The following is a 23,628-nucleotide window of genomic DNA, read 5'->3' on the forward strand; positions in this document are numbered from 1 at the left end:
ATAAAGGTGATGGTAAAACCTTAGCCATCAACCCCATCCGAGATACCCTCTTCATGGGAAATGACAAACTATACCATGCAACTGGTCAGTTAACGCCAGTTAGATATTGCTTATACTTGAAGGCAGATGGTTCAATAGATTAGCCACTTTACAATGGCTTTACTCTGGCGGATATGGCTAATTCTCAAAAAGGGACAATTGATATTGTCTTTGGAGCAGGGGGAGGCACTCAAATTAAATTTGGGACATCGGTTAATTGGTATGAGAAGATGGGGTTAATAAAGGAGATAAAGTAAATGGAAATTTTAGAAGAACAGAAACAAAAATTGTTGGAAGAAATCCATAAACTTGGCTATGAGAGTTTGAGATATTCTATTTTTCCGGAAGAGTATCCAGGAGAGTGGGAGGTAGTGATTGAGTTTAACGGGAAACAACAGATATATTTTGTATACGGAACTATGGATAGAGGAAGTTACAATGGAAAACATGCCTACCCGACATTTGAAGAAGCAAAAACCGCTTTCATAGATTTTTTAGCAGATATTATCAAAATAAATAAATATTATACAAAAGAAGGCATGCCCGTTAATTATCTTCACCCATTATGGTCTGATGATAATATTTATTAGAATCATCCTAGCGAGTTTTCGCTCTACTTTCCGCAATTATGGGATATATAATCAAATTCGACAATATCACTTCTCTACAAACCAGAACACAAACGACCAATGGAACCCCGTTCGCGATACCATCTTCATGGGTAATGACGACCTCTACCATCAAGCAGGAGGTTAAAATGTCTATTGAAACACAAATTCAAAATAAAGTTAAGGAATTATTGGATAAAATTAATGAGAGTATTCCGACTAACTGGAACAGTCTTTTTGTTCATTTGGAAATGGCAGAAGGCGGTGGCACAGTTTACTTCTTTTTTAAAGAAGAAGGTGAGAGTGACTATCATTATAGCGTTCAAATTCCTGATGAATTTAATTATTCGAAAAAAACATTTACACAACAGTACAGAGAACAATTTGGGCTTTGTAAAGAATTATGGAATATCTTTTCGAAAAATGAGTTGGAAGTTTGGTCTAATGCAACCATAAGTTTATTAGGCGGGAAAATGTCTCTTACTTTTGACTATACGCCATGGACAGAATCTAAATTTGGACCAAGTGATACACTTTATTATTTCATGTATCAAAATTTAGCTTATTTTCCAAAGAATGAAAGTGAACAAAAATTATTTGATGAAATGGAAGAATTTCAAAAGAAATATAATAATTAAAGGAATGGCTTTCAGTGCTGGATATTTTCCAGTCCTGAGTTTATCTTTGATGAGACGAAAGAGATTAAGCAAGGCAATTTAGGAACACAGTTGGTTAAAATAAAGAAAAATGGTCACATCAGTATTGATAATTTGGATATTGATGGGAATATTATACGTCCGTGAAAGGAGATTAAATAAATGAGAGATAAAAAGAAAAATGAGGATTATTTTTACCGATTGCAACAATTCTATCAATTAAACCTAGAGGAAGATATTTCATTAACTCCTAATGTAAAGAAAGAATATTTGAAGGATCATTTTCGTGACTTAGTTAGAGAATATGAAACCCTCTTCAAAATCGGCTACTCCATTGGAGTTGAGATTGATAATCTATTTGATTATTATAAAGGTGCATTAATTTATTTGGACCAGGTTGCTAATGAGGGGGTACCATTTTATAGAGCAGTTGATATATTTGCTTTGGGAGTCCTTTATAGTGAGCGTAAGGAAGAGTTTATTGATGTATTAAAATCAATTTATGACCAATTAACACATACCGATGGTGTGATTGAGTACTATATGGCTTATCTGTTTCATGACAAAATTGTCCCATATCGTTCAGTTTTAGAGTATCAGAATATGATTGGTGATGATTTTGACAGTGTTCAAAAAGCCCAAGGTTTTTGGTATTATGAACATTCAGATGCACCTTGGTATGAGACACATCATTATGACAATCGTGGTTACTATGGTTACTGGGCTTTTGATACGGCGGCAACTTGTAAAATCAAAGGTATTTTTGATGAACGATTGAAAAATTTAGATTATTTCCCTTATGATTTGTTGGTGCAGAAGTAGCAGTAATTAGCAGAGCTAGTTTTCAGCTCTGCTATTTTTCCAAAAGATCACCATAAGATGCTAAACAAGGTCAATGAGGTTGGTGATTTGTACAGTCGAGCCAATGGTGAGGTTTTCCACCTCATGAATCAATGGCTGGAACAAGATGAGGTTCTGGCACAGAACTTCCGAGATAGTTTGCAGGGAGGTGGACAATTGGCTGATAATTTGAGGCAGTTGTTCCCACCAGAGAAAGATTGTTTACTCCTAAGACGATGGTTCATCGCAATGATAGCTATGGAGTGTCCCTGATCGAGAAAAAAACTGGATTATCTTTACAAACGCTTCTAGTAATCGTCTTAGGAATTACAGTGACCTTGTACTCATTGTTTCGTAATAAACTGAAAGGAAAGCAGTAAGATGAAAAAGTATCGATTATTTATAGGTATTTTAGCAATAATAACGATTTTAATTTTAGGAGGGTGTGGCATGACTTCGCAGAAAGAAACATTGACCAGAGAGCAACAGGATAATGTGGTTAAATGGATTGCTAGGGGGTATGAGATAGAATCGGTGGAATTTACAAACTTTGGGAAAAACGAAGCAACTGGAACATATATGTTAAGCATAAAAATTAATAATAATGACAATTTGGGTACTGTATATTCTACATCTAGTTTAATAAAATTTGATAAAAATACTGGTTCTATTGGATTAGATCCTATTGATGAATTTGCTTCTTTGGAGAAAACAAATCCTATTAATGATAATGATGAAGTAAATATAAGTTCAATAAAAATTAAGTATTTGGGAGAATAGTTATGTCATTGGAAGTTAAAAAATATCGATTTTTGTCAGATCAATCTTATTGGTTAGATATAAGCAGAACAGATGTCAATCACAAACGAACAGTATATATATAAATAAGGATAAAAATATGAAAGAAGAGTACATTAGAAAATTATTATATGAGATACCAGAAGGGGCAGATTATATTGTCTCAGATTACTTATGTAGAGGAGAGTATTCAATCCTATTCTGTGGACAAATCCTTGAAAACGGATCAGTGTCCGTCCTGTCATCAATTCATAGAAAAAGGACTGGCTTTCTGCCCTCATTGTGGGGTAAATTTAAAAAACTCTAGTGAAGGTATCACTGAATCATTAGATACCGAAACAGTCATTTTTAGTACTCCACAAAATCAACTTGATGATAATAATGTTCAGCTAGGTAGTGCAAAGTTCTGTACAAATTGCGGAACAACACTACCTGAAGAAGCTATGTTCTGCGTCGAATGTGGGACCAGTTTATAATGGATGTATTACTTTAGAGATAACAGTTACCTGTTTTCAAGAGCTACTCAACGACTCACTCTTTAAAATTGCATTTTTACCACAAATGTGATATAATACCAAAAATAAGTAAAAAAACAAAAGTAAAGTAAAACTAAGTAAAAGAACTAAGTATATAAAGCAATGAGGGAGGTTAACCAATTCATAGTTGGTTTCAACCAAACTATGATGCCGTTTTATTACTAGCTATCACATAGCTCACGTTTACTTTGAATAAGGTTTACTTTTGTTATTCAATCAAAAGATAATACAAGAACGATCAATGTATGAACGTGTCTATGTTTTCTAATTGTAGTGCTCTGCAATTAGAAAGACATGTTCATCTGGTCGTTTTTTTGTGTTTATGTCATTGATACACAGTAGGAATTAACAAGAGTGACAAAAAACAAGCAGATACTACGAAAGGGAAGTGAATGCAATGGAAAATATGAACGACTTACACAACTACGAATCAAGCATGGAAGACCAATTAAGAGCTAAGAAGCTGGTTCGAGAGATTATGAGGGAGCTAAGCCAATTCTCAGTCCCTGAATTATATGAATTTTCAAGTTCAGGAATTCGAGAATTTCGAGATAACTTTGTCAATATAATGATGAGCCTCGAATATGCCAGGGATGATAAATCCCATTCGGAGGTAACGCCACAGGCGGGAATACTCAGTGTGGATACGTTTTGTGAGATTGTCTTAGAACACGCCAAAGAATATTTCGAAGAAGTCATTTATCACGCCAAAGCGAATTATCACTTTGATATAACCGTTATCAAGGAGAATCGGGCTAAGATTATCGCCTACAATCAAGGGATTGTCACAATGTTGTTGAGAATCCACCCATATCAGAAACACAAAGAAGTGATGCAGGCAATAGATAGGCTCTTATTGATGAAAGTCGATGCAGAAATAAAAGTACTAAATCTAGTTCTTTAGTATATTGTCTAGGAAAGTTTGAAAGGAGACCGTATGAAATTTGTCTGTTATACGCACTCTCTTATCTTAGGCGATAACCGTATTGTGACAAAGCAGTTTATTGCTCTAAAGCAAGATGATGGCAGCTTACAGTTTACTAATTTCCACCGATATGTCAAATCCTCAGCCAAGATTAAATCAATCTCAGATGATGGAAACAAACGCTTTACCTATGTCATCAAGTTCCTCAATTACGTTTTTCCTGTATGTGGTATTCGTAACTTAGACCAATTAACCCTAGAGATGGTCCAGGAATTTTTGTTGCATTATGGCCTAGGAACCTTGCCTGGCGATACCAAGCACAGAAAGAAAAGTACAGTGGAGATTTGTGTAAATACCGTACTTGATTTTTTAACACTCTATCTTAATGAACGAAAAGGGAAGGCTAAGCTGACATCCAAGGAGCTCTATACGACTACCTCCTTTACAAATAAGCGAGGGAGGTTAATCAAGCGTAAGGAGCCGAGTTTTGAGGTGTTTTATGACGATAGCAACACTGAACAAGTGATCTTTCGTGACATGCCAAATGCTGCCTTTGAAATGCTTTTTGCTCATATCGCCAAAAATCACAAAGACATACTCATGGTAGTTGCACTAGGGGCGTTTGTTGGTTTGCGACCATCTGAGGCTTGTAATGTGAGAAGAGAAGATAGTCCGTTAGGACCAGGTATTCTCTTCCACCAAAGCTACGGCGAAACTTTCAAAGTAGAAATAGACTTGAGAAAAGAAATCCCTCTTAGAAGTGATTTAAAACCCACAGGACGCATCAAGAAGGAGCGGATGCAAGCAGTCCCATATATCTTTCTAGAAGTATTTGTGGACACCTACAATGATTATATGGCGTATCTAGAAGGTCAGAAGTATGAGAAGGACTACGGACCACTGAATTTGAACAAGCAAGGGAAGGCTTTGACTTATGATGTCTATTATCAGCGTTTCCGAAAGATTATTCGAGAAGAGATGATACCAATTTTCTTGAATGCGGATGATGAAGAAGTGGTGTTCTTTGGCCATCTCTTACAGGAGCACAATATTTCCCCTCATATTTTCAGACACTGGTACACTACGCAGTTAGTCTTGTCTGGAGTCAATGAGATTAGTGAACTCATGTCAGCCAGGGGCGATAAGTCCCCTGAAAGTGCCTGGGTTTATCTCCAAAACAAGGGTGAGATTGCCAAACAGTATGGCCAGGTTAATAATGGCGTCTTTGACTATCTCAATTGGCGGGCCGATGATTTATTCGGAAGAGGAGGAGAGTAGTGGCGGTAAATATCAGAAGACATTTGGAACAGTTACTTACAGAACTAAACTGTAATAATGATAAAGCTAGAGAAAAGGTAAGTCAATTCCTACTTGATAATGATTGGTTTGGCATTTCTGTTGATTTGGGTAATCTTTCGGTCTCCGATAATGATGCAGAGTTTATCACATTGAGAGTTCGGAATTATTTGCTAAAACCAGCAGGCGTTAGAGCGGTCTCAAGCATCTTGGAGCAACGATTTCCAACTACACATGAATACTTCATAAAATATTCAGAGGAGAATAAACTTGATAAATCAAGCCTATTTTATCTTCAAGATTTTCTTGCCTATTATCTAAAGAGGGACTTGTTTCTATACAGTGATAGCCAACTTGAAACTCTGTTAGAAAAAGCAACTGAAGCACTTATCAAAACTCATGGCGATGAAATCATTCGTTTCACAAATTGGTTACTTTCAAAACGAATAACAAAATATCGTAAATCGTATGAGATGGTTTCTCGTTACACACTGGATGATAAAAACGGCGCCTATGAGCTCGATGACTATTTACAACTGATGTATTATCTCTTTAACGAAACGTACATTCAAGAAAATAAAATGTGGCAACAAGCTGCTCACTCAAAAGACTTTGCTGACACTTGGCTTTACCTCGCTCTCCACTACATTTGTGCATTAAGGCAAACAGATTTGGAACAGCTCGGCCACCCTCAGCTTACAAGACCATCAGCAGAGGTACTTGAGGCAATAAAGAGAGGAAAATGGAGTAGTGTCGAAGCCAGAAAAACTCTTCTAAGCATCACAACAAGACTAGCCTATCTCAATATTACGCCCAATAAAACGAAAAATAGGTCAAATGTTAGCCAAATTAAATTTATTGTTCCTGAAAGTTGCGAGGTACTTATTGGAACCCTTCTTGCCATTTGCGAAGCCCACTATCAACTTTCTAAAAAAGAGGGGAAAAATCTCCCTTTGATTCGAAAAATCAATACTTATGAGCAAATAACTAGATACATGGGAGTAGAGATTGGCAATCTATTTTTAGAAAGAGATTTCAGTAGTAGATCTGCAAACAAGTCCTATTTACAAGCAGTGGCTATGTTAGCAGATGATGTACTAAAAGAAAAAAGTGAATTAAACATCAAGGGATATTTATTGGCAGCATTAGCAAGAAGCCATAAAGGTTCATTTGACGAGTTTGCTCAAACCACCTCTAGCTATTTGAAGGATGCCCAACTAGGGCAGATGAAACCAGAAATGGTAGCTAAAGAACTCTTTGAAAGAGGAGTTCTATCTATGATACCATCAATGTTATTAACCATTGTAACTAGAGGAAAGTACAAAGAACTTAGTCCCAGTCAACAGACACAGATGATTAAGGGGCTTGATTTAACCCCTGCTGAAGTAGAGAAAACACTAGAACTAAGTATCCGTGCCGATAGCAAGGCCCAGAAAGCATTACAAACGGTTGTCAAAGATAATCTGAATGCGAACCAACTACTTACCGTTTGCCATCGTATTGGGAACGATGAGGCCTTTTCTAAGCAGACTGAGAGTCTATGTCTATTATCTGCTATTGGTAGAATTTGCCCATTTGATGAGCGACAACACTGTGTAGGATGTGATTTTGAACTCCAAACCAAGTCCACCTTACTATTACTGATTGGTGAATTTAACCGACTTAATAAGCAATATTTGGAGGTGCAGAATGATTTAGAAAAAGGAAAAATCAAAGCTATTTTAGAGTCACAATTAAAACCATGTTTAACCGAGATGTTACAGGCTATATCTGAACAGTACGGTGAGGATGTATTGAATGACTACGAAGAAATTATTAAGGAGCTGATCGCATGAACAATCAAGCTAAATTATTTCGGGCAGTTACCCATTTTACTACATTTGACGAAATTAAATTAGACCAAGCAATTGAATATTTTGAAGACTATGTTCAGCAAGGAATCATCCTGACAGAGAATTTTTATGAACTAAAATGGCAAACAACCAATGAGTATGACAATGTTGGTTTCTTTTTTAACGTTAATACGTTTCAGTACAGACGTTACTTTGAACCACTTTTAGGTATTGATTCAGTCGATTTCACAAATTATTTAAAATGCTTTATAGTGCTTTCGATGGAACAGCATGTGCTAGCTACTTTACAGCAGTTCTTACGTGATATTAAACGAATTATCAAGGAAACCAAACAAGATGTGACAATTGATGTGCTTGATATAAAACTGCACTCTCCATCACTTTGTATAGATTTCTTCTCTAGCTTGCCTTGTGAGGAAGATAGTAACATTAGTTTATTGCTTGAACAGTTAGACAATGTTTTGGCAGTGAGTTATCAAACGAATCCCAAGCAACAAAGAAAACTTGCTCAATTTCAGTCATATTTTATATTTAACGACATTCTTGAACAGTATTGGACTGACGGGATCTCTGATAAAGACAGACTATTTTACTATCCATTGTATCTCTGGTGGCAGATTACAGCGGTATTGCCATTGAGGCCAAGAGAGTTTCTATTGACTCAAAGAAATTGCTTGTCAGAAGAAAACGGTAAGTATTTCCTAACATTAAGACGGAATAATCTCAAAGGGAAAGAAAAAAGTGTATCACACAAAATCTCTGAGGATTATTACCTAACAACTTATGAAATACCTGACAGACTCGCTCAACAGATACAAACTTATCTTGACCTCACTAAGGATTCATCCTCAACAAAACTGGATACACTTTTTGTAACTGATCCACACTACAAAAAATGGGATAAGAAAACTGGAGTTAGGAATCGTTTTCTCACCTACACAAATTTGAACACCATACTAAGATATTTCTTTAACGATGTCATATCAGATAGATATGGGTATCAAGTCTACCATATCAGCCCGCCGACTAGGTTAAAGGATAAAGAGATAGGCTTCATTCATATCGGAGATACTAGACATATCTCAATGATCAATCTCATTGCAGAAGGTGCAAGCCCAGTTACGGCCATGATGCTTGCAGGCCATGATAACGTCGCAACATCCTCTCACTATTTTTCCAATCTCAGTCAATTTATTGAGTGCCGCAGCTATCAAGCATACAGAAAATTGACAAGCTCACAAACTTGTTACGAAATCAGCAAGACACAGTATAAATACACCGTGGGTAAGACCTTTGTACAGTTAGATAATAAAGGAAGATGTTACTCCCCGAAATTTGCTTCAGGAGACTATTCTGACTGTTTGAAAGTCATAAGTAGTCATGCAGAACTTGGAGCTTGCACGAGCTGTCCATTCTATCGTAAAGCAGGAAAAGACTACTTCACCATGGATAAAACTCATAAGAAAAGTGTAGATCAAGAAGCTCTAATTGTTGACCAAGCTATTAAACGTGTGAGAGAAGGTAAGGGGCATTTTGAAGATTTGGGAGAGGCGCTTTTACGCCTGAAAAACGTAAGTTACTCATACCAAGAGTATTTAATGTACAAACACCAGATGGAAAGCGAGGAGTAATCTATGGCTCGACTAAAGGCAATCATGGATGAGGAATTAGTGGAGTATTTCGAACAATACTTGGCTGAACACTGTCTATATGACATCAAACTTTTTAAAATCCCAAATTTTGGAGACTATATCAGAGAAAATGGTTTTCCGCAAGTTGCCGATACAACGATTAGAAGGAATAAAGTATTTAGAAAAGCTTTAGATATTAGAAAAAAAGAGCAGGTAGATGAACAATACCAAGCCGTTATTACCTACAAGACTTTAGATGTCGAGAGTTTCATGCGCACTAATCGGACTCCAAGCTCTATAAAAGCCGCTCTGATAGAGCTAAATCAACACTACAAAAGGATTGCAGAAGCTGCCCTATCATACAGAGATCAGGTTGAAAGTTTAAAAACTCAGATTAAAGAGTTAAGGAAATTGTTTCAAAATTCAAACTCAGAAAAAATCTCCATTGAGAAGATCAAAAGTGATATAAAAGAGCTTCAAAAAGAAAATAAATCGCTTCGAGACCTCATCCAAGCCAGTGTTTACCCTGCAATAGCTAATGAATTATTAAAGGCAGAAGGGCTTCTGCAATACGATGGAGGAATCATTTTTTCCGATTATCTTGAAGAAAATATTCTAACTGCTGACAGCATAATTGACTTTTCTAGCGGGGAAGTAAAAAGTAAAGAAGAAAATCCTGCTATGGCCAAAAAAGTAGTCAGCATAAAAAGTTTACTAGATGATAGAACAAATTACTAGGAGTATAATATGATTGAAGTAATAAAAAATGTGCCTAGCTTATTAGTTTTTTGGGATTATGATTACAACAATTATTTGAATATCTCCACAACTAGAGTAACTAGTCGGCAACAAGTTAGGTGGCTTTGCCCTAATTGTCAACATAATTGGGAAGCAAGTGTGTATCAGACATATTTGCAAAGTCAAAAAACTAAAGACTTTTGCCCGTGCTGCCAATTGGGGAAAATTCTGGTTAAAGATAAAAACAGCATCTTAACTGTATTCCCTGAAATAGTTAATTATCTAAATTTTTCTAGAGCAAACAAAGAGCTATTACTTGAAAGTTTGCAAGGCGAAATTTTTGCTTCTAAATTGATACTAAATTACACATGTCCAACCTGCCGCTGGAGTTGGCGTGATTATGCTATGAGTTCTCGATTGTTCCAAAATCAAGATAAAAAACTCTATCACAAGAATTGTAATGAGTTCTCAAGTAGCTATTATTACAAGGAGGTTTATCCTAACTTATCAAAAATATATTGCAATGAGACAAACGAAATTCCGTTTGAGGAGTTAAAACTAAACCATAATATCACCGTGCCATTAAATTGGTGTTGTGACAAGTGTAACAATCAATATAATTTACCTATAGAGGGAATGCTAAAAAGAATTATGCGTTCTGGCTCTTATTGTCATTCATGTCATGCTACTTTTAAAGATGTGGTTAACAAACAGACAGAAGTAGCACCATTGACTTTTCTTACTCCTGAATTAGCAGAAGAATGGTCAAATAAAAACTCAATATCTGTTTACCAAGTTGATAAACTATCCGACCTTGAAATTGAATGGTCTTGTTCAACCTGTAAGGGCGTTTATTATTGCCGTGTCTATGAAAGAGATAAGCATTCTTGCCCATATTGTAATGATTACAAATTACTAAAAGATTTTAACTCCTTAAATGTCACACACCCTTATCTAGCTAACTTTTGGAGTTCAAATAATCCTGGTGAATTACAAGACTACTGGCAGTATGACAAAAGATTATTAAATTGGAGATGTCCTTGTTGCCAAATAGATTTTCAATGTAGTGCTTCAGAAATGGTTTCTAGAACGACAATTGAAAATCAAAACTTTCAAACCTGCCCTAATAACTGTGACTGGATAAAGGAAATTTTCAATAACGACTTTCTTTCAGACTATCCGACATTATTAGAAGAATGGAGTGACCGAAATCAAATACCTGTACAGTTAGCCACGACATTTATCGAAACCCAGAAATATTGGTGGAGATGTAAAAAATGCCAAGGTGAATACCAATGCTCTATTCCAATTAGAAAAGAGACAGAGTTATGTTGCCCATATTGTAGCAACGAACAGCCGTTAGAAGGCTATAATACCTTAATGGATGTTTATCCAGAATTGGCTAAAGTGTGGGACTCAAACAACAAATTTAAGACCAATCAAATCATCCCAAGTGTTACAGAAAAACGAATGATGCAATGGCATTGTAATACCTGCCAGTATGATTTTGAAGAGCGATTAAACGTTGTTTTAAAACGTTATCTGAGCTCGGTGAAGCCAAATTTAGAAAATATCTGTCCAAATTGCACTGAAATTCAAGAATTCAGCAAAATTAACAGTTTTCTGAAAGACCATCCTGAGCTAGAAAACGAATGGGATGCCTTAAACAATATCCTCATGCCAAACCCCAAAAGCCTAACAGTTGATAGCAAAATTAGAGTTTGGTGGATTTGTCAGGAAAATAATAAACACAGGTATAAAATGTCAATCCAAGATAGAATCAAATGCAAAACAAGATCAAAACAGCCTTGCATAATCTGCAAAGGCCTTCGAAGAAAACGAGAGCATTTTGTACCTTTTAGTAAGTTTATATAAAGTTATACACGGCATCAAGGTGAGCCGTGTTTTTATGATTTAAAAATTGGGAAAAATGTACATTTGAAAAATTTCCAGTTTAGACGTAAAATGCAAGGAAAAGGAGCAAAAATGTACAAATGGGCGATTGTCAGTTTACCGTGTAAAATACAGGTTTTTGAGGTAAAATGTACACTAAAAAATTTTTTTGTTATAAGGGTGACAATCTATATAACATCTTTCCGAAAAACTATAATTTTCTTGAAACTTATATAAAACTATGGTATACTACTGGTATGATAACTAGAAAAAATTTTTGCCGAAAATATGTACTTTATAATTTCGAAATAAATGCGAAGGCTGTGAATTCTTCCAAAATACAATCCTTAATTTTAAATAAAATATCTCGGAGAAATCATCATGCGTCGTGAATTATTATTGGAAAAAATTGAGGAATTGAAAGAAATCATGCCTTGGTATGTCTTGGATTATTACCAATCCAAGTTGGCGGTTCCCTATAGTTTTACAACCCTTTATGAATACCTCAAAGAATATCGTCGTTTTTTTGAGTGGTTACAGGATTCAGATTTGGTATCTGTGGAACGGATTGCTGACATTCCGTTGGATATTCTGGAACATTTGACCAAAAAAGATATGGAAGCCTTCATTCTTTATCTGCGGGAGCGCCCCTTGCTGAACGCCAATACCACGCAGAATGGTGTGTCGCAGACCACCATTAACCGCACTCTGTCGGCACTTTCTAGTCTCTTCAAGTATTTAACCGAAGAAGTGGAAAATGATCAGGGTGAGCCCTACTTCTACCGTAATGTCATGAAAAAGGTGTCGACCAAGAAGAAAAAAGAAACCTTGGCTGCCCGGGCGGAAAATATCAAGCAGAAACTCTTTTTGGGCGACGAGACCATGGAATTTCTGGAATACGTGGACACAGAATACGAAAATAAACTCTCCAACCGTGCAAAATCTTCTTTCCGAAAAAATAAGGAGCGTGATTTAGCCATTCTTGCCCTGCTCTTGGCCTCTGGCGTCCGTCTGTCTGAGGCCGTCAATTTGGACCTCAAGGATGTTAATCTGAAATTGATGATTATCGAAGTCACTCGAAAAGGTGGTAAACGGGATTCTGTTAATATTGCTGGCTTTGCCAAGCCCTATCTGGAAGCCTATATGACCATCCGGCAGCAACGCTACAAGGCAGAAAAGACTGACGTCGCATTCTTTCTTTCCGAATATCGTGGGATACCCAATCGCATGGATGCCTCTTCTATTGAAAAAATGGTTGCCAAGTATTCGGCTGATTTCAAAATTCGTGTAACGCCCCACAAACTCCGCCACACACTTGCGACCAGACTCTATGATGCAACCAAGTCGCAGGTCTTGGTCAGCCATCAACTGGGGCATGCCAATACGCAAGTTACTGATTTGTATACCCATATTGTCAATGATGAGCAAAAAAATGCATTGGACAAACTATGATTTACATAATTTGTTTTATGCAAAAGTCAATAACAAATCTACTAATTAGTGAGTTAATGCTTGATTTTTGTCGATATTGTATTAAAATATAATTATGAAAATCGTAAAATTTGTTATTGGAATCACAATCATGGCCATTGCTGTTGCCATGTCAAAAATATCCCTGCTCGGCACGTCGCCAATTGCTGCTGTGCCCAACGTCGTCTCAGAATCTATGGGTTCATCCATCGGTCTGAACACGGCGCTCTTCTTAGCCCTGCTAGTTGTTATTCAGCTCGTCTTGGCTAGTCCAAAGAAGATGAGCGAGGCAATTCCTTACCTCATTCAGTTAATACCCGGAACCTTGTTTGGCTTGTTTATTAACTTTTTCTACGGTCTGCTCGCTCCAATCTTGTCCAGTAAATCTTATCCAGTCCAGTTGATTGTCTTGATTATCTCTGTCTTTATCTTGGCAATCGGTGTCATTGTTGAGGTCAATGCGGATACGATTGTCATGCCGGGCGAAGGGTTGCCCAAAACAATTGCCCAAGTGACCAATAAACCATTTTCTAGCGTCAAATTGGCCTGTGATATTGGAATGGTTGTAACAGCGCTTCTTCTCTCTTTCCTCTTTGGTAATCCATTTCTAGGAATTCGCGAAGGAACAATTATTGCCATGCTCTTCACTGGACCAATTATCTCGCTCTTGCAACAACTTGCTTTCAGAAGAAAAAAATGAGGTTGTACTTCCAATCTCATTTTTCTATGCCAATTTTCTAATCGGAATTTACTACTAAAAACGAGACCAAGAAATCCTAGTCTCGTTTAGCTTCATTCTTAAAATCGTTTTTCAACAGTTTCATCGCTGAAGGCTTTGCTATTGTTGCCCAGTGCAGCGACTTTACCATCCACTGCGACTTGGTCTAAACGACCGCCTTCTTCCATAGTGACAGTTGTAACATTATCACCGTGGCTAAGGATAGAGCCTTTGACATGAAGTTTATGAAGGTAACCGCCATCTTTGATAGAAAAGGCATGGGCTGGAAGATCCACGTTGACACCTTTTACAAGAGATTGGCCAACACCACCGTGGGTTGTAATATCGCCTTCAATATGCAGTTCACCGACTTCTTTGGAAATTTGAATACCAACAGCACCGTCATTGTAGGTATTGATTTCAGCAAAATGACCGACTTTCAAGGTACCATCGTATTGATTGTAGGCGCGAGCTCCGACACCGTAGGTAGAAATGGCTTTTTTCGCTTGGAAATCATTGACTTTACCGAAGTTTACGAAACCAACACCAGATTGACCGTAGGAAATCACTTCATCTTCTACGACCCATTTATCAACAGTTCCCCAAGCATCCAAGACCATGTCATTGACGCCGTAAGTAACGGTTTTACCGAGCTGATACAATTCGTGAACATGGGCACCATAGACAACAAAGACACCACCGGTGATGAAATCTGCCGCACCTTGAGGAAGGAGACCAGTAGAATAAACTGAACCCAAGACCATTTTATCCATCGCAACTTGACCACCAGCATCATTGAAACCTGAAATAAAGACACCAGATCCGATGACAGGTTGACCGTCTTGACCGATGTTCAATTCACTGATAGCTGCTGTAATCTTACTGTTAGCATCGGGGTTAAAATTGTAAAGGGTATAAGCACCTTGCAGGACGTTTACGCCATATTTTTGTGGTTGCTCAAGGTAGGTGCGCGTATCTGCTTTGCGAACCAAGACGTTGTGTGTGTCGACATGTGCAGTCATGGTTGGTGCACGGAAAATCATTGAAATTTGACCGTCCACGATCAAGTTTTCAAGTGAAATCTGACCAAAGTTGTCACGAACTTGTTGTGGCACAAGTGAAATAGCTTTCTTATCTTGAAGAGCTGAGATTGTTAAATCAGAAATCTTAGCATCACCTTTCAAGATAAAACCATCAGAATGTGAAAAGAATACAGTTGGCAGAACGCCATTTTCTTGTGCTTGACCTTTGATGTCGATACCAGCTGGAAGATAGATGGAACTTGCAAAAGTCATGGTACGTGTGATAACAATTTCTTTTTCATTATTGTCCAAAGCGTTAATTAATTGAGTAGGATTTGAAACGAGTGTCATGTTAAGTACCTCACTTTCTTTCTGTAAGTCTATTTTATCACTAATTATTGATAAGTCAAGCATTTTGTGTGAAAATTTAAGAAAAAATCTTGTAAATGTTTTCAAAACTGCTTAAAACTAGCCAGAAAAACACCAAAAAGCCAACCAAGTGGCTGACTTTCATCTAATTATGCTAATTCTTTTAATTTGGTCTGATTAACAGCTGGATAGCCGTCCAAGAATTCAGACAAACGTTTCAAAATGCTCGGCATATAACCTGATTGGTCGTTTTCAATTTGAAGGACCAGGAGCGGTTCGTGGAGACTCATGCGGAGAAGGAACCAGCCGTCTCCATAAGGGTCTGTTACATCAAAGCGCACTCCTTCTTCATTCTCTGGATTGAAAATAAAACCGGCAATGGATGTCGCTTGCAAGTCGGCAATGACTTGCTCACCTAGCGCGCGATAATCTTCAACCTCCAACTTAAAGCGCACTTCCTGCGTTTCTAAAGGTTGTTTCAGCTGTGCAATCAAATCATCCAGGGACTTGCCGTCCTTTTGCAACTGAGGCAGAAGCATGAGAATTTTGGCAGCCACATAGGTACCATCATCCAAGAAATAATTTTCCTTAAAGGCTGCATGACCTGACGTCTCGATAGCCAATTGACAATCTACACCAGCTTGGTTGGCAGCAATGGCGCGATTGATCACATTACGATAACCTGAAATATAGCGAATTTGCTTGCCACCCAGACTTTCGATAAAATCTTTTAGGTGTTCTGAGGTTGGGGAATTGGTCACAATACTCGTACCCGGATGCTCGGACAAGGTAATTTGAGCCAAGACAGCAATTAGATTGTTACGGTTGAGAATTTGTCCTGACTTGGTAACCAAGGCAGCGCGGTCCACATCTGTATCAAATATAATGCCTAAGTCGGCACCTTGTTTAAGTACTGCTTGACGAATACTTTCCATGGCCTCTTTGTTGTCGGGATTTGGGACATGATTAGGGAAGGTGCCGTTCGGTTCTAAAAACTGTGAACCCGTTGTATCAGCTCCCAGCTCGGCCAAAACTTTTTCCGCAAAGAAACCGCCTGCACCATTTCCAGCATCGATGATGATATTGAGTCCGGTCAATGGCTTGTCTTGACCATCGCAGGCTGTACGAATTTTATCAACCAAATCTTGGGCATAAGGCGTAATCAGATCCGCATGGGTCAGACTTCCCAGACTTAAGGCTGGGAATGCCTCTGTATGCGACAAGATATAGTCAATATCCTCGTGTTCCGCTCCGCCATTTTGCGAAAAAATCTTGAGACCATTAAAATAATAAGGCAGATGGCTGGCAGTAATCATCACCCCTGCGTGGCAGGCAAACTGCGGATACTGGGTGCTCATGAAGAGAGCTGGCGTTGTGGCCATACCAAAGTCAATCACCTGAACCCCCAGACCAACAGCTTCTTCGATAAAAGCATCTGCCAAATCTGGACCGCTCAGACGGCTATCACGACCAATACCAATGGTCAATTTTCCTTCTTTATAGAGAGTGGACAATTCCTGATTTTGGGTCAGCCAATGAATCAACCCTCTAACAATTTCCTTGGTTGCTTGGGGCGTCAATTTAACAGCATATTCGTCAGTAGCAATGGCAATCCCGCGAATGTCGGATCCATTTTGCAAAACATGATGAGACATAAAAAACCTCCAATGAAATACTATCCTTAGTATAGCACTTTTGGAGGCGGTTGCAAACTCTTAATCTGATTTAAATATCCGCACATTTGTCCCAACTTCAACCTGACTGTCCACATCAATATCTAATTCTAGCTGGTGCAAGACGCGCTTGGTGAGATAGAGGCCAAAACCAGTGGCTTTCTGGTGTTCACGTCCATTATAGCCCGTAAAACCTTCGTCAAAAAGGCGCGGAATATCCTCTGGTAAAATGCCTAATCCTGTATCAGAAATCGTGATTCCCTTGTCCAAGGCAATGGTCACTGAACCACCTGTTTTGTTATATTTCAGGGCATTGTCTAAGACTTGCGACAGGGCAAAACTAAGCCACTTTCTGTCGGTTTTCAGTAGCCAATTTCCATTGATGGTCACTGAAATGTCCTTTTGCAAGAACTGATTGCGGTATTTTTTGACCAAATCTACCACTACTTCTCTCACTTCCACCTGCTCAAAGCGAAAATCGCTGGCATGGTTGGTCAGTTTGAGGTAGTTGAGGAGATTTGCCATGTAATTATCCAAGCGTAAGAGCTGGTGATCGACATCCTGCTGGTTGAGATTGTCAGTCTGGCTCATCAAAGACAGGGCAGCCAGAGGCACTTTCATTTGGTGAGACCACATTTTAACCATAGCTTGCAGGTCTTCTTCTCGTGACTTATAGACCAAAAGCTGCTCCCGCGTCGCCTCCTTCTCCGCTTCAATCAAGTTGAGATAGGCAAGGTCCACAGGCTTATTAAGCAGGGGTAGTGCTTCTTCATGGACATAGTCTTCCAAGGCTCTCATGCGGTTGCGAAACTTCCAGAAAAGCCCTGCAGTCAGAAGGATTAAGAAGGTTAGGGACAATAGCAGAGCGTTTTGCAAGAATTCGGTGGGCAGTTGATAGAGAAAGAAAAGCAAGATAAAACTAGTAGCCAGAACAATGTAGGAGATGTAAAAACTACGGTATTCTCGGATAAATTTTGCTATCATTTGACCAGGTACCCCACGCCACGAACCGTATGAATACGTTCAAAACCGACCTCGCTCACCTTCTTACGCAATCTGGTCATGTTGACATTGAGTGTATTCTGGTCGATAAATTCTTCATTTTCCCAGAGTTTTTCCAAGAGTTCCTCCTTGCTAACAATCTGCCCTTGTCTTTCTAGCAAGGCGGACAAAATCTTGGTTTCCGTAGGTGACAATTGAACCTGTTCCGATTCGTTTGAAAATCGCCCGTCTAAACTAAGCTGGAATTGGTCGATAGACAAATCAGTTGATTTGCTGAATTGATTGACCCTACGCAAGAAGGCACCGATTTTGGCATCCAAAATTCCCAGTGAAAACGGTTTGGATACAAAATCATCGCCACCCATGTTCATAGCCATGACCGCATTCATCTCATCATCGCTAGAGGAGATAAAGATAATGGGCATGGTCATGGTTTTACGGATTTCTGTCGTCCAATAAAAACCGTTGTAATAGGGTAGGCTTATGTCCATCAGCACCAAGTCTGGTTTGATTTCTGCCACTTCCTGACTGACAGCACGGAAATTCTGCACACTTTCTACCTGATAAGATTTTCCCAAATGCTGCTTCAAGAGTTGGACAATCATCTCATCATCTTCAACAATATAAATCTTCTCTTTTTTCATCATCTTCATTCTGCAAAAGCCAGGAAACAGGTCTTGGCTTTCTATATACTTCCATTTCTCATTTTTAGACTTGTCAAAATCAATTTGTCGATTTCAATACTGACGATCACCCTGTAATTGCCGATACGATAGCGCCATTGGCCTGAACGATTGGCAGTTAAGGCTTTTCCGTATTGTCTGGGATTGTCGCACCCGTCAATATGCTTGTAAAGATACCGCAAAATCAAACTTGCAGCCGTTTTATCCATCTTTCGAATTTGCTTTTGAGCCTTAGCAGACAAAATAACCTTATAACTCAATGCCCAACTCCTCAGCCATTTGTTCTAATGTTATCGGTTCAATGCCATTCGCCAAGTCTTCTTGGTATTCTGCCCAAGCAAGGTCTGCCACACGCGCATCGTATTCGTCTTCAAGGGCTTCAAGGGTTTTAGTCCGAATGAGTTCTGACAAACTGACACCTTCAAACTTTGCCATAGCCTGCATAAAAAGCTTGTCCTGCTCAGAAACTTTCAATGTAATAGCTGCCATTTTCTCACCTTTTCTAGTATTCATTTGGTATTACCATTGTAACACCACTTCCCTGAAAAAGCAAGAAATCCCGCATAAGCGAGACTTCTTCTACCGTTCAATAATGCGATAATAGGTGCGACTAGTCCACTTGTAAATGACGAAGTAAATCAGAGCAACTGCAAGCAAAGTAATTCCGCTGACCGTATAAATCATAAGAGATGAGGTAACCCCAAAGGTCAGTAGCATTTGCTTCAGCATGACCAAGGATACCACAAAATGCACAGTTGCCATGACCAAAGGCATAAAGAAGACCAAAAGTGTTTGAGAGTTGATGGTCTTTTTGACAGCTGCTGCACTCATGCCCACTTCTTGTAAAATCTTGTAGGATTTCTTGTCCTCATGCCCTTCTGAGTACTGCTTGTAGTAGATAATCAAGGCTGCACCCAGTAGGAAACTAATGCCCAACAAGAAGCCTGTAAAGAGGAAACCGCCTGTAAAGCCCATCAGTGAATTGTTGAAATCCGTACGTTGCATAACATTTCCAAGATATTCTCCATTTTCATCGAGAATTTCATATATTTCACCAGATTGCTCTCCAAGAGAGAGTACCTCTTCATCCGTCAAATCGGTAAAGACACGGTAGTCCAGACTGACTTGATAGCCTTGCGGATTATTGGACTCATAATACTCACGAACAGTATTCAATACAGTGTCATCACTGACTACCATGACGGCGGCAATTAGCGTATTAGTAATATCAGGGAAAATAGCTGTATCAAGATTTACTACATTCTCGAAAGTACTATCTCCCAAAGTGACTTTCTCTAGCAACGGCATTTCACTTGGACGGATAAAGGCAACTTGATTGGCAGCCAGCTCTGGCAGGTCATTGCCCAACTTCCGGAAATCATCTTGGGTGACGAAGTAGGTAAAGGCTATTTTGCTAAAGTTTGGATTGGCAATAGTCTCTGGACTAATGACAATCTCCTTCCCACCGTCATAGACCAGACCAGCTTGGTAGGTCAGGTAGGACAGACTATCTTCCGCTTTTTCTGGAAAATGGCTGAGCACCGATTGCTGATAGGCACTTTCACCCTGACTTCTATCCGCAACTTTGTAGGTAATAAATGTTTCCTTTGGATAAAGACCACTTGTCATGCTTGACATGCCAGTATAAAGTGAAGTCGTTGTTGCAATGGTCACAAAGGCCATGACTGCTAAGAGGGTAATATTTGCCAAACCAGTTGCATGCTGTTTCATACGGAAAATCATCTGCGACGTGGTAATGAAATGCTCTGGCGTATAGAAATACCGTTTGTTTTTCCGACGAGCCTTCAAATACCAAGTCATAAAACTGATGTAGAACAGATAGGTACCCGCAATAACAAAGAGCACAGCGATAAAGAACCGAAAGATAAGAGCTACACCTTCTGCTTTAGATGAAAGTGATAGGTAGTATCCAATACCCAGTCCCACTACACCAAGAGCAGCTAGAAGAACATTGCCTTTTGGCTCCTTCTCCCCCTTCTCGCTGGCACGGAACAAAATCAGTGGACTGGTCTTACCAATGGTCCGAATGGCTAGCAATTCCAAGAGAAAGAAGATACCAGCAAAGAGAAAGGCGGTCATGACAAAGGCCAGAGGGTCTATTCCAAAATGCAAATCACTATAATGTGTTATATTGACAAAAATCAAGTAGAGAACATTTGCAAACACACCAGCTAAGAAAGAACCAAGAACCATAACCAGTAAGAATATCATCATCAATTCTAGGCTGGCTATCAAGGCTACTTTTTTCTTGTTCATCCCCAGCATGTTATAGAGACCAAATTCTCTCGCCCGTTGTTTCATCAGGAAATTAAAGCTATAAATCTCCATAATGACCGAGAAAATGGTCAGAACAACAACACCAAGACCGATAGAAACGGCACCAGAGCCCATGGTCTTCATAACTGGACTCAGCATGAGCAAGAACATGGAACAAATCAGAGTAAATAGCACAAGACTAGCTAAAACAAAGGGAGCAAAAACACCCATGGATTTTCGGATATTTTGCCCAGCAAGTTTGAGGTAAAACATCTACTCACCCCCTAAAAGTGCAGACATATTGAGCGAAATTTCCTTGGCAAAGTCTTGATTGCTCTTACCTGCCTTGTACAATTGGTGGAAAATCCGCCCGTCCTTGATAAAGAGTACTCGCTTAGCATGACTAGCTGCGTTGGCTGAGTGAGTCACCATGAGAATGGTTTGCCCGTCTAAGTTGATGTCTTCAAACAAATTCAGCAAGTCTTCCGAATTGCGATAGTCAAGGGCAGCTGTCGGTTCATCTGCTAGGACAATCTGCGGCTGGGTAATCAAACTACGGGCAATGGCCACGCGCTGCTTTTGTCCACCAGATAGTTCAAAAGGACGTTTTTTCAGCAAATCTTGAATGCGTAATTTTGGAGCTAAAGCTTTCAAACGTTTTTCCATTTCCTCATGGCTGGTACGTGCCAATACCAGAGGTAAAAAGATATTGTCTTGGATGGACAGGGTGTCCAAGAGATTAAAATCTTGGAAGACAAAGCCAAGATTACGCAAGCGAAAATCGGCCAGCTCGCTCTCCTTGATTTTGGTAATATCTTGATTGTTCAAAAGAACAGAGCCACGAGTTGGCTTGTCCAAGGTTGCTAGAATATTGAGCAAAGTCGTCTTACCTGAACCACTTTCCCCCATGATAGCGATAAACTCGCCCTCTTCTACCTTAAAATCCACATCTTGCAAGGCACGAGTTTCCTCTTTTGAAAAGCGCGTACGGTAAACTTTTTCTAAATGATTGATTTCTAATAACATACAAACTCCTAATTGTTTTCTTTGGATAAATCAACTTCATCAAGTAATGCTTGATAGTCGATTCGGTCTGACTCAGCAATATTATCTTCTAAATCCACCTTATAATAACCATCCTGGACACCGATGGCCCAGTCATTGCTGGATGTTACATAGAGATTATTCAAGGACACTGTCTTTTTCACTGAACCCTCTTCTTTGACAACGGGCCATTCCATAAACTTAACTTCTGTTCCTTGAATACTATCTTCGGCAACTTCCTGTTTGCTAACGGCATAGTCTTTTCCCTTGTAATGGAAAGTTTGATAGCCCTCATCAAAGCTAAGGCCTGCTGAAGAGGAAGAACAAGCAGCTAACATTATACTGCCCAAAGCCAGCAAGCCAAATATCTTCTTTCTCATCGTTTCCTCCTTCTAGTATGCCATAAATCGCATACTTTGCAAATCATGGTCTAGCTCTTCCAAGAATGTAGCTTGTTCCATGAGTTCAATCTTCTCTTTTTCTGAGAATACCTTTTCTTCTATTCTCTTTGCTTGTAAAAATTTGAATGACATGAGATTTCCTTCTTTCTGTTTCTTATGAGTTTATTATAGATGATTTAGTCAACCTATTCTCTTACAGTTCTGACGTTAAAACTTACAAGATTGTAAGATTATAGAAAATAGGCAATGGTTGCCAGTAGCCACAAGTGTAGCGGATAGAAAATGTAAAAGAAATAGCGTGAAAATGCTGTCCGGGGCCCTGCTTGTCCATTATAATGACTTAGAATTGGCAAGACCAAGATAAATAACCAGTCAGCATTGTAGAGCATCATCTGGACAGTCATTTCAATACTTTCATAAGGCTGATAGGACAAAAATAGCAAGAATAGGGCAAATAACCCGTAGAACAAGTTGCGTTTGAATAGTGACTTACGACCTAAATAGGTGATGAGGATGAAGGGCAAGACCACATAGCCACCTTCTGTTAAAAAGGCACCTAAGATGGTCAACAGTCCAACCGATAGGACTTGAAGGATTTGTTGCTTTCTAGTGTGTTCAGCAAAATTTCTAAGACAAACCAACATGGTTAGACCAACAGCTAATGTCAAAAAGATATTGTTACCGATGTAAATATCTTTTGATTGGTAAAGACTGTTTATCAAAACATTTCCAGTGGCCATCAGCCCTGCTGCACCATATAGTCGCAAAAGATAGTTTTTGACATTTCTCGTATGAAGATAGCCTTCAACCAACATGTAGGCAAAGAAGACTGCGACGCATCGAGTGACCATGTGAAAGACCATACTAAGTTGGTCTGGGATAAAATCTGGTATGATTTTCAGATGATCCAAAACCATTATGCCAGCCATAGCGAGTTTCAGTTGATATGCATTGTACGATTTCACCACTTAAACCTCCTAGTACATCCAGTTACGTTGAAAGAGTTCGTGTTCTAATTCGAATAGTAATTCAGCTTGTTTTTCCTGTTTTTCTTGTCGTTTACTTTCTTGTGTTTTACCAAAAATGTGTTTTGCTTGTAAAAATTTGAATGACATATGATTCCCTTCTTTCGTTTTCTTATGAGTCTATTATAGAA

At 38.8% G+C, this 23,628-nt stretch carries 26 protein-coding genes; 14 read left to right on the forward strand and 12 right to left on the reverse strand.

The annotated features are described in order from the left end of the window. Positions 1 to 296 precede the first annotated feature (296 nt). The 14 genes from ACHBHN_RS00005 (at position 297) to ACHBHN_RS00070 (ending at position 13,983) form a co-directional block, all read left to right on the forward strand. Positions 297 to 629 (forward strand): Imm59 family immunity protein, encoded by a 333-nt coding sequence (locus tag ACHBHN_RS00005; protein ID WP_394733397.1) that lies wholly within the window; start codon positions 297 to 299, stop codon positions 627 to 629. 167 nt (positions 630 to 796) lie between these two features. Continuing rightward, the gene (locus ACHBHN_RS00010) at positions 797 to 1,285 is read left to right on the forward strand and encodes an immunity protein YezG family protein (RefSeq protein WP_394733398.1); all 489 of its coding nucleotides are present in this window, start codon (positions 797 to 799) and stop codon (positions 1,283 to 1,285) included. A 180-nt stretch (positions 1,286 to 1,465) separates the two neighbouring features. Beyond that, positions 1,466 to 2,125, forward strand: a complete 660-nt coding sequence (locus ACHBHN_RS00015; protein ID WP_394733399.1) for a PoNe immunity protein domain-containing protein — start codon at positions 1,466 to 1,468, stop codon at positions 2,123 to 2,125. 57 nt (positions 2,126 to 2,182) lie between these two features. Then, positions 2,183 to 2,416 (forward strand): hypothetical protein, encoded by a 234-nt coding sequence (locus ACHBHN_RS00020; RefSeq protein ID WP_394733400.1) that lies wholly within the window; start codon positions 2,183 to 2,185, stop codon positions 2,414 to 2,416. 108 nt (positions 2,417 to 2,524) lie between these two features. Beyond that, positions 2,525 to 2,923 carry a hypothetical protein gene (locus ACHBHN_RS00025; protein ID WP_394733401.1) on the forward strand — a complete coding sequence of 133 codons (399 nt, stop codon included), beginning with the start codon at positions 2,525 to 2,527 and terminating at the stop codon, positions 2,921 to 2,923. Between the two features lie 149 nt (positions 2,924 to 3,072). Continuing rightward, positions 3,073 to 3,417 carry a zinc ribbon domain-containing protein gene (locus ACHBHN_RS00030; protein WP_394733402.1) on the forward strand — a complete coding sequence of 115 codons (345 nt, stop codon included), beginning with the start codon at positions 3,073 to 3,075 and terminating at the stop codon, positions 3,415 to 3,417. A 457-nt stretch (positions 3,418 to 3,874) separates the two neighbouring features. Next, positions 3,875 to 4,381, forward strand: a complete 507-nt coding sequence (locus ACHBHN_RS00035) for a hypothetical protein (protein ID WP_105123306.1) — start codon at positions 3,875 to 3,877, stop codon at positions 4,379 to 4,381. A gap of 33 nt (positions 4,382 to 4,414) precedes the next feature. Next, positions 4,415 to 5,680 carry a site-specific integrase gene (locus tag ACHBHN_RS00040; RefSeq protein WP_394733403.1) on the forward strand — a complete coding sequence of 422 codons (1,266 nt, stop codon included), beginning with the start codon at positions 4,415 to 4,417 and terminating at the stop codon, positions 5,678 to 5,680. Beyond that, positions 5,680 to 7,533, forward strand: a complete 1,854-nt coding sequence (locus ACHBHN_RS00045; RefSeq protein WP_394733404.1) for a hypothetical protein — start codon at positions 5,680 to 5,682, stop codon at positions 7,531 to 7,533. Before ACHBHN_RS00040 ends, ACHBHN_RS00045 begins: the two co-directional genes overlap by 1 nt. Then, positions 7,530 to 9,182 (forward strand): hypothetical protein, encoded by a 1,653-nt coding sequence (locus ACHBHN_RS00050; protein WP_394733405.1) that lies wholly within the window; start codon positions 7,530 to 7,532, stop codon positions 9,180 to 9,182. Before ACHBHN_RS00045 ends, ACHBHN_RS00050 begins: the two co-directional genes overlap by 4 nt. A 3-nt stretch (positions 9,183 to 9,185) precedes the next feature. Beyond that, a complete protein-coding gene (locus ACHBHN_RS00055; protein WP_394733406.1) occupies positions 9,186 to 9,920 on the forward strand; it encodes a hypothetical protein in 735 nt (244 codons plus the stop codon). A 9-nt stretch (positions 9,921 to 9,929) separates the two neighbouring features. Continuing rightward, complete coding sequence (locus ACHBHN_RS00060; RefSeq protein ID WP_394733407.1) at positions 9,930 to 11,795, forward strand: zinc-ribbon domain-containing protein; 1,866 nt, start codon at positions 9,930 to 9,932, stop codon at positions 11,793 to 11,795. 399 nt (positions 11,796 to 12,194) lie between these two features. Next, positions 12,195 to 13,265: a tyrosine recombinase XerS gene (xerS, locus tag ACHBHN_RS00065; RefSeq protein WP_105110182.1), complete on the forward strand. Its 1,071-nt coding sequence runs from the start codon at positions 12,195 to 12,197 to the stop codon at positions 13,263 to 13,265. 94 nt (positions 13,266 to 13,359) lie between these two features. Next, positions 13,360 to 13,983, forward strand: coding sequence for a YitT family protein (locus tag ACHBHN_RS00070; RefSeq protein ID WP_105123301.1), 624 nt, complete (start codon positions 13,360 to 13,362; stop codon positions 13,981 to 13,983). A 98-nt stretch (positions 13,984 to 14,081) separates the two neighbouring features. Here the strand turns inward: ACHBHN_RS00070 and ACHBHN_RS00075 are convergent, their stop codons facing one another. From ACHBHN_RS00075 to ACHBHN_RS00130, 12 genes are all read right to left on the reverse strand, one after another. Then, on the reverse strand, positions 14,082 to 15,374 hold the full coding sequence (locus tag ACHBHN_RS00075; protein ID WP_394731438.1) for a hypothetical protein: 1,293 nt from the start codon (positions 15,372 to 15,374) through the stop codon (positions 14,082 to 14,084). Between the two features lie 167 nt (positions 15,375 to 15,541). Further along, positions 15,542 to 17,047, reverse strand: a complete 1,506-nt coding sequence (locus tag ACHBHN_RS00080; RefSeq protein WP_394731437.1) for a phosphomannomutase/phosphoglucomutase — start codon at positions 17,045 to 17,047, stop codon at positions 15,542 to 15,544. A gap of 60 nt (positions 17,048 to 17,107) precedes the next feature. After that, positions 17,108 to 18,049 (reverse strand): sensor histidine kinase, encoded by a 942-nt coding sequence (locus ACHBHN_RS00085; protein ID WP_394731436.1) that lies wholly within the window; start codon positions 18,047 to 18,049, stop codon positions 17,108 to 17,110. Next, positions 18,046 to 18,714, reverse strand: a complete 669-nt coding sequence (locus ACHBHN_RS00090) for a response regulator transcription factor (RefSeq protein WP_024381849.1) — start codon at positions 18,712 to 18,714, stop codon at positions 18,046 to 18,048. The genes ACHBHN_RS00085 and ACHBHN_RS00090 overlap by 4 nt, the downstream gene beginning before the upstream one ends. A gap of 38 nt (positions 18,715 to 18,752) precedes the next feature. Then, positions 18,753 to 19,010: a type II toxin-antitoxin system RelE/ParE family toxin gene (locus ACHBHN_RS00095; protein ID WP_024404678.1), complete on the reverse strand. Its 258-nt coding sequence runs from the start codon at positions 19,008 to 19,010 to the stop codon at positions 18,753 to 18,755. Next, a complete protein-coding gene (relB, locus tag ACHBHN_RS00100; RefSeq protein WP_024411326.1) occupies positions 19,000 to 19,239 on the reverse strand; it encodes a type II toxin-antitoxin system RelB family antitoxin in 240 nt (79 codons plus the stop codon). The genes ACHBHN_RS00095 and relB overlap by 11 nt, the downstream gene beginning before the upstream one ends. A gap of 90 nt (positions 19,240 to 19,329) precedes the next feature. Next, positions 19,330 to 21,300, reverse strand: coding sequence for an FtsX-like permease family protein (locus ACHBHN_RS00105; protein ID WP_394733408.1), 1,971 nt, complete (start codon positions 21,298 to 21,300; stop codon positions 19,330 to 19,332). Further along, on the reverse strand, positions 21,301 to 22,053 hold the full coding sequence (locus ACHBHN_RS00110) for an ABC transporter ATP-binding protein (RefSeq protein ID WP_024410062.1): 753 nt from the start codon (positions 22,051 to 22,053) through the stop codon (positions 21,301 to 21,303). 8 nt (positions 22,054 to 22,061) lie between these two features. Continuing rightward, entirely contained in the window at positions 22,062 to 22,451 is a 390-nt protein-coding gene (locus ACHBHN_RS00115) for a NisI/SpaI family lantibiotic immunity lipoprotein (RefSeq protein WP_105144601.1), read from the reverse strand. A gap of 12 nt (positions 22,452 to 22,463) precedes the next feature. Beyond that, positions 22,464 to 22,604 (reverse strand): hypothetical protein, encoded by a 141-nt coding sequence (locus tag ACHBHN_RS00120; protein WP_105144602.1) that lies wholly within the window; start codon positions 22,602 to 22,604, stop codon positions 22,464 to 22,466. 98 nt (positions 22,605 to 22,702) lie between these two features. Further along, complete coding sequence (locus ACHBHN_RS00125) at positions 22,703 to 23,437, reverse strand: TraX family protein (RefSeq protein ID WP_394733409.1); 735 nt, start codon at positions 23,435 to 23,437, stop codon at positions 22,703 to 22,705. Positions 23,438 to 23,449: 12 nt separating this feature from the next. Continuing rightward, a complete protein-coding gene (locus ACHBHN_RS00130) occupies positions 23,450 to 23,587 on the reverse strand; it encodes a hypothetical protein (protein WP_172015819.1) in 138 nt (45 codons plus the stop codon). Positions 23,588 to 23,628: the final 41 nt, after the last annotated feature.

This window comes from Streptococcus sp. A22 (genome assembly GCF_043674215.1).
GTDB lineage: Bacteria > Bacillota > Bacilli > Lactobacillales > Streptococcaceae > Streptococcus > Streptococcus suis_V.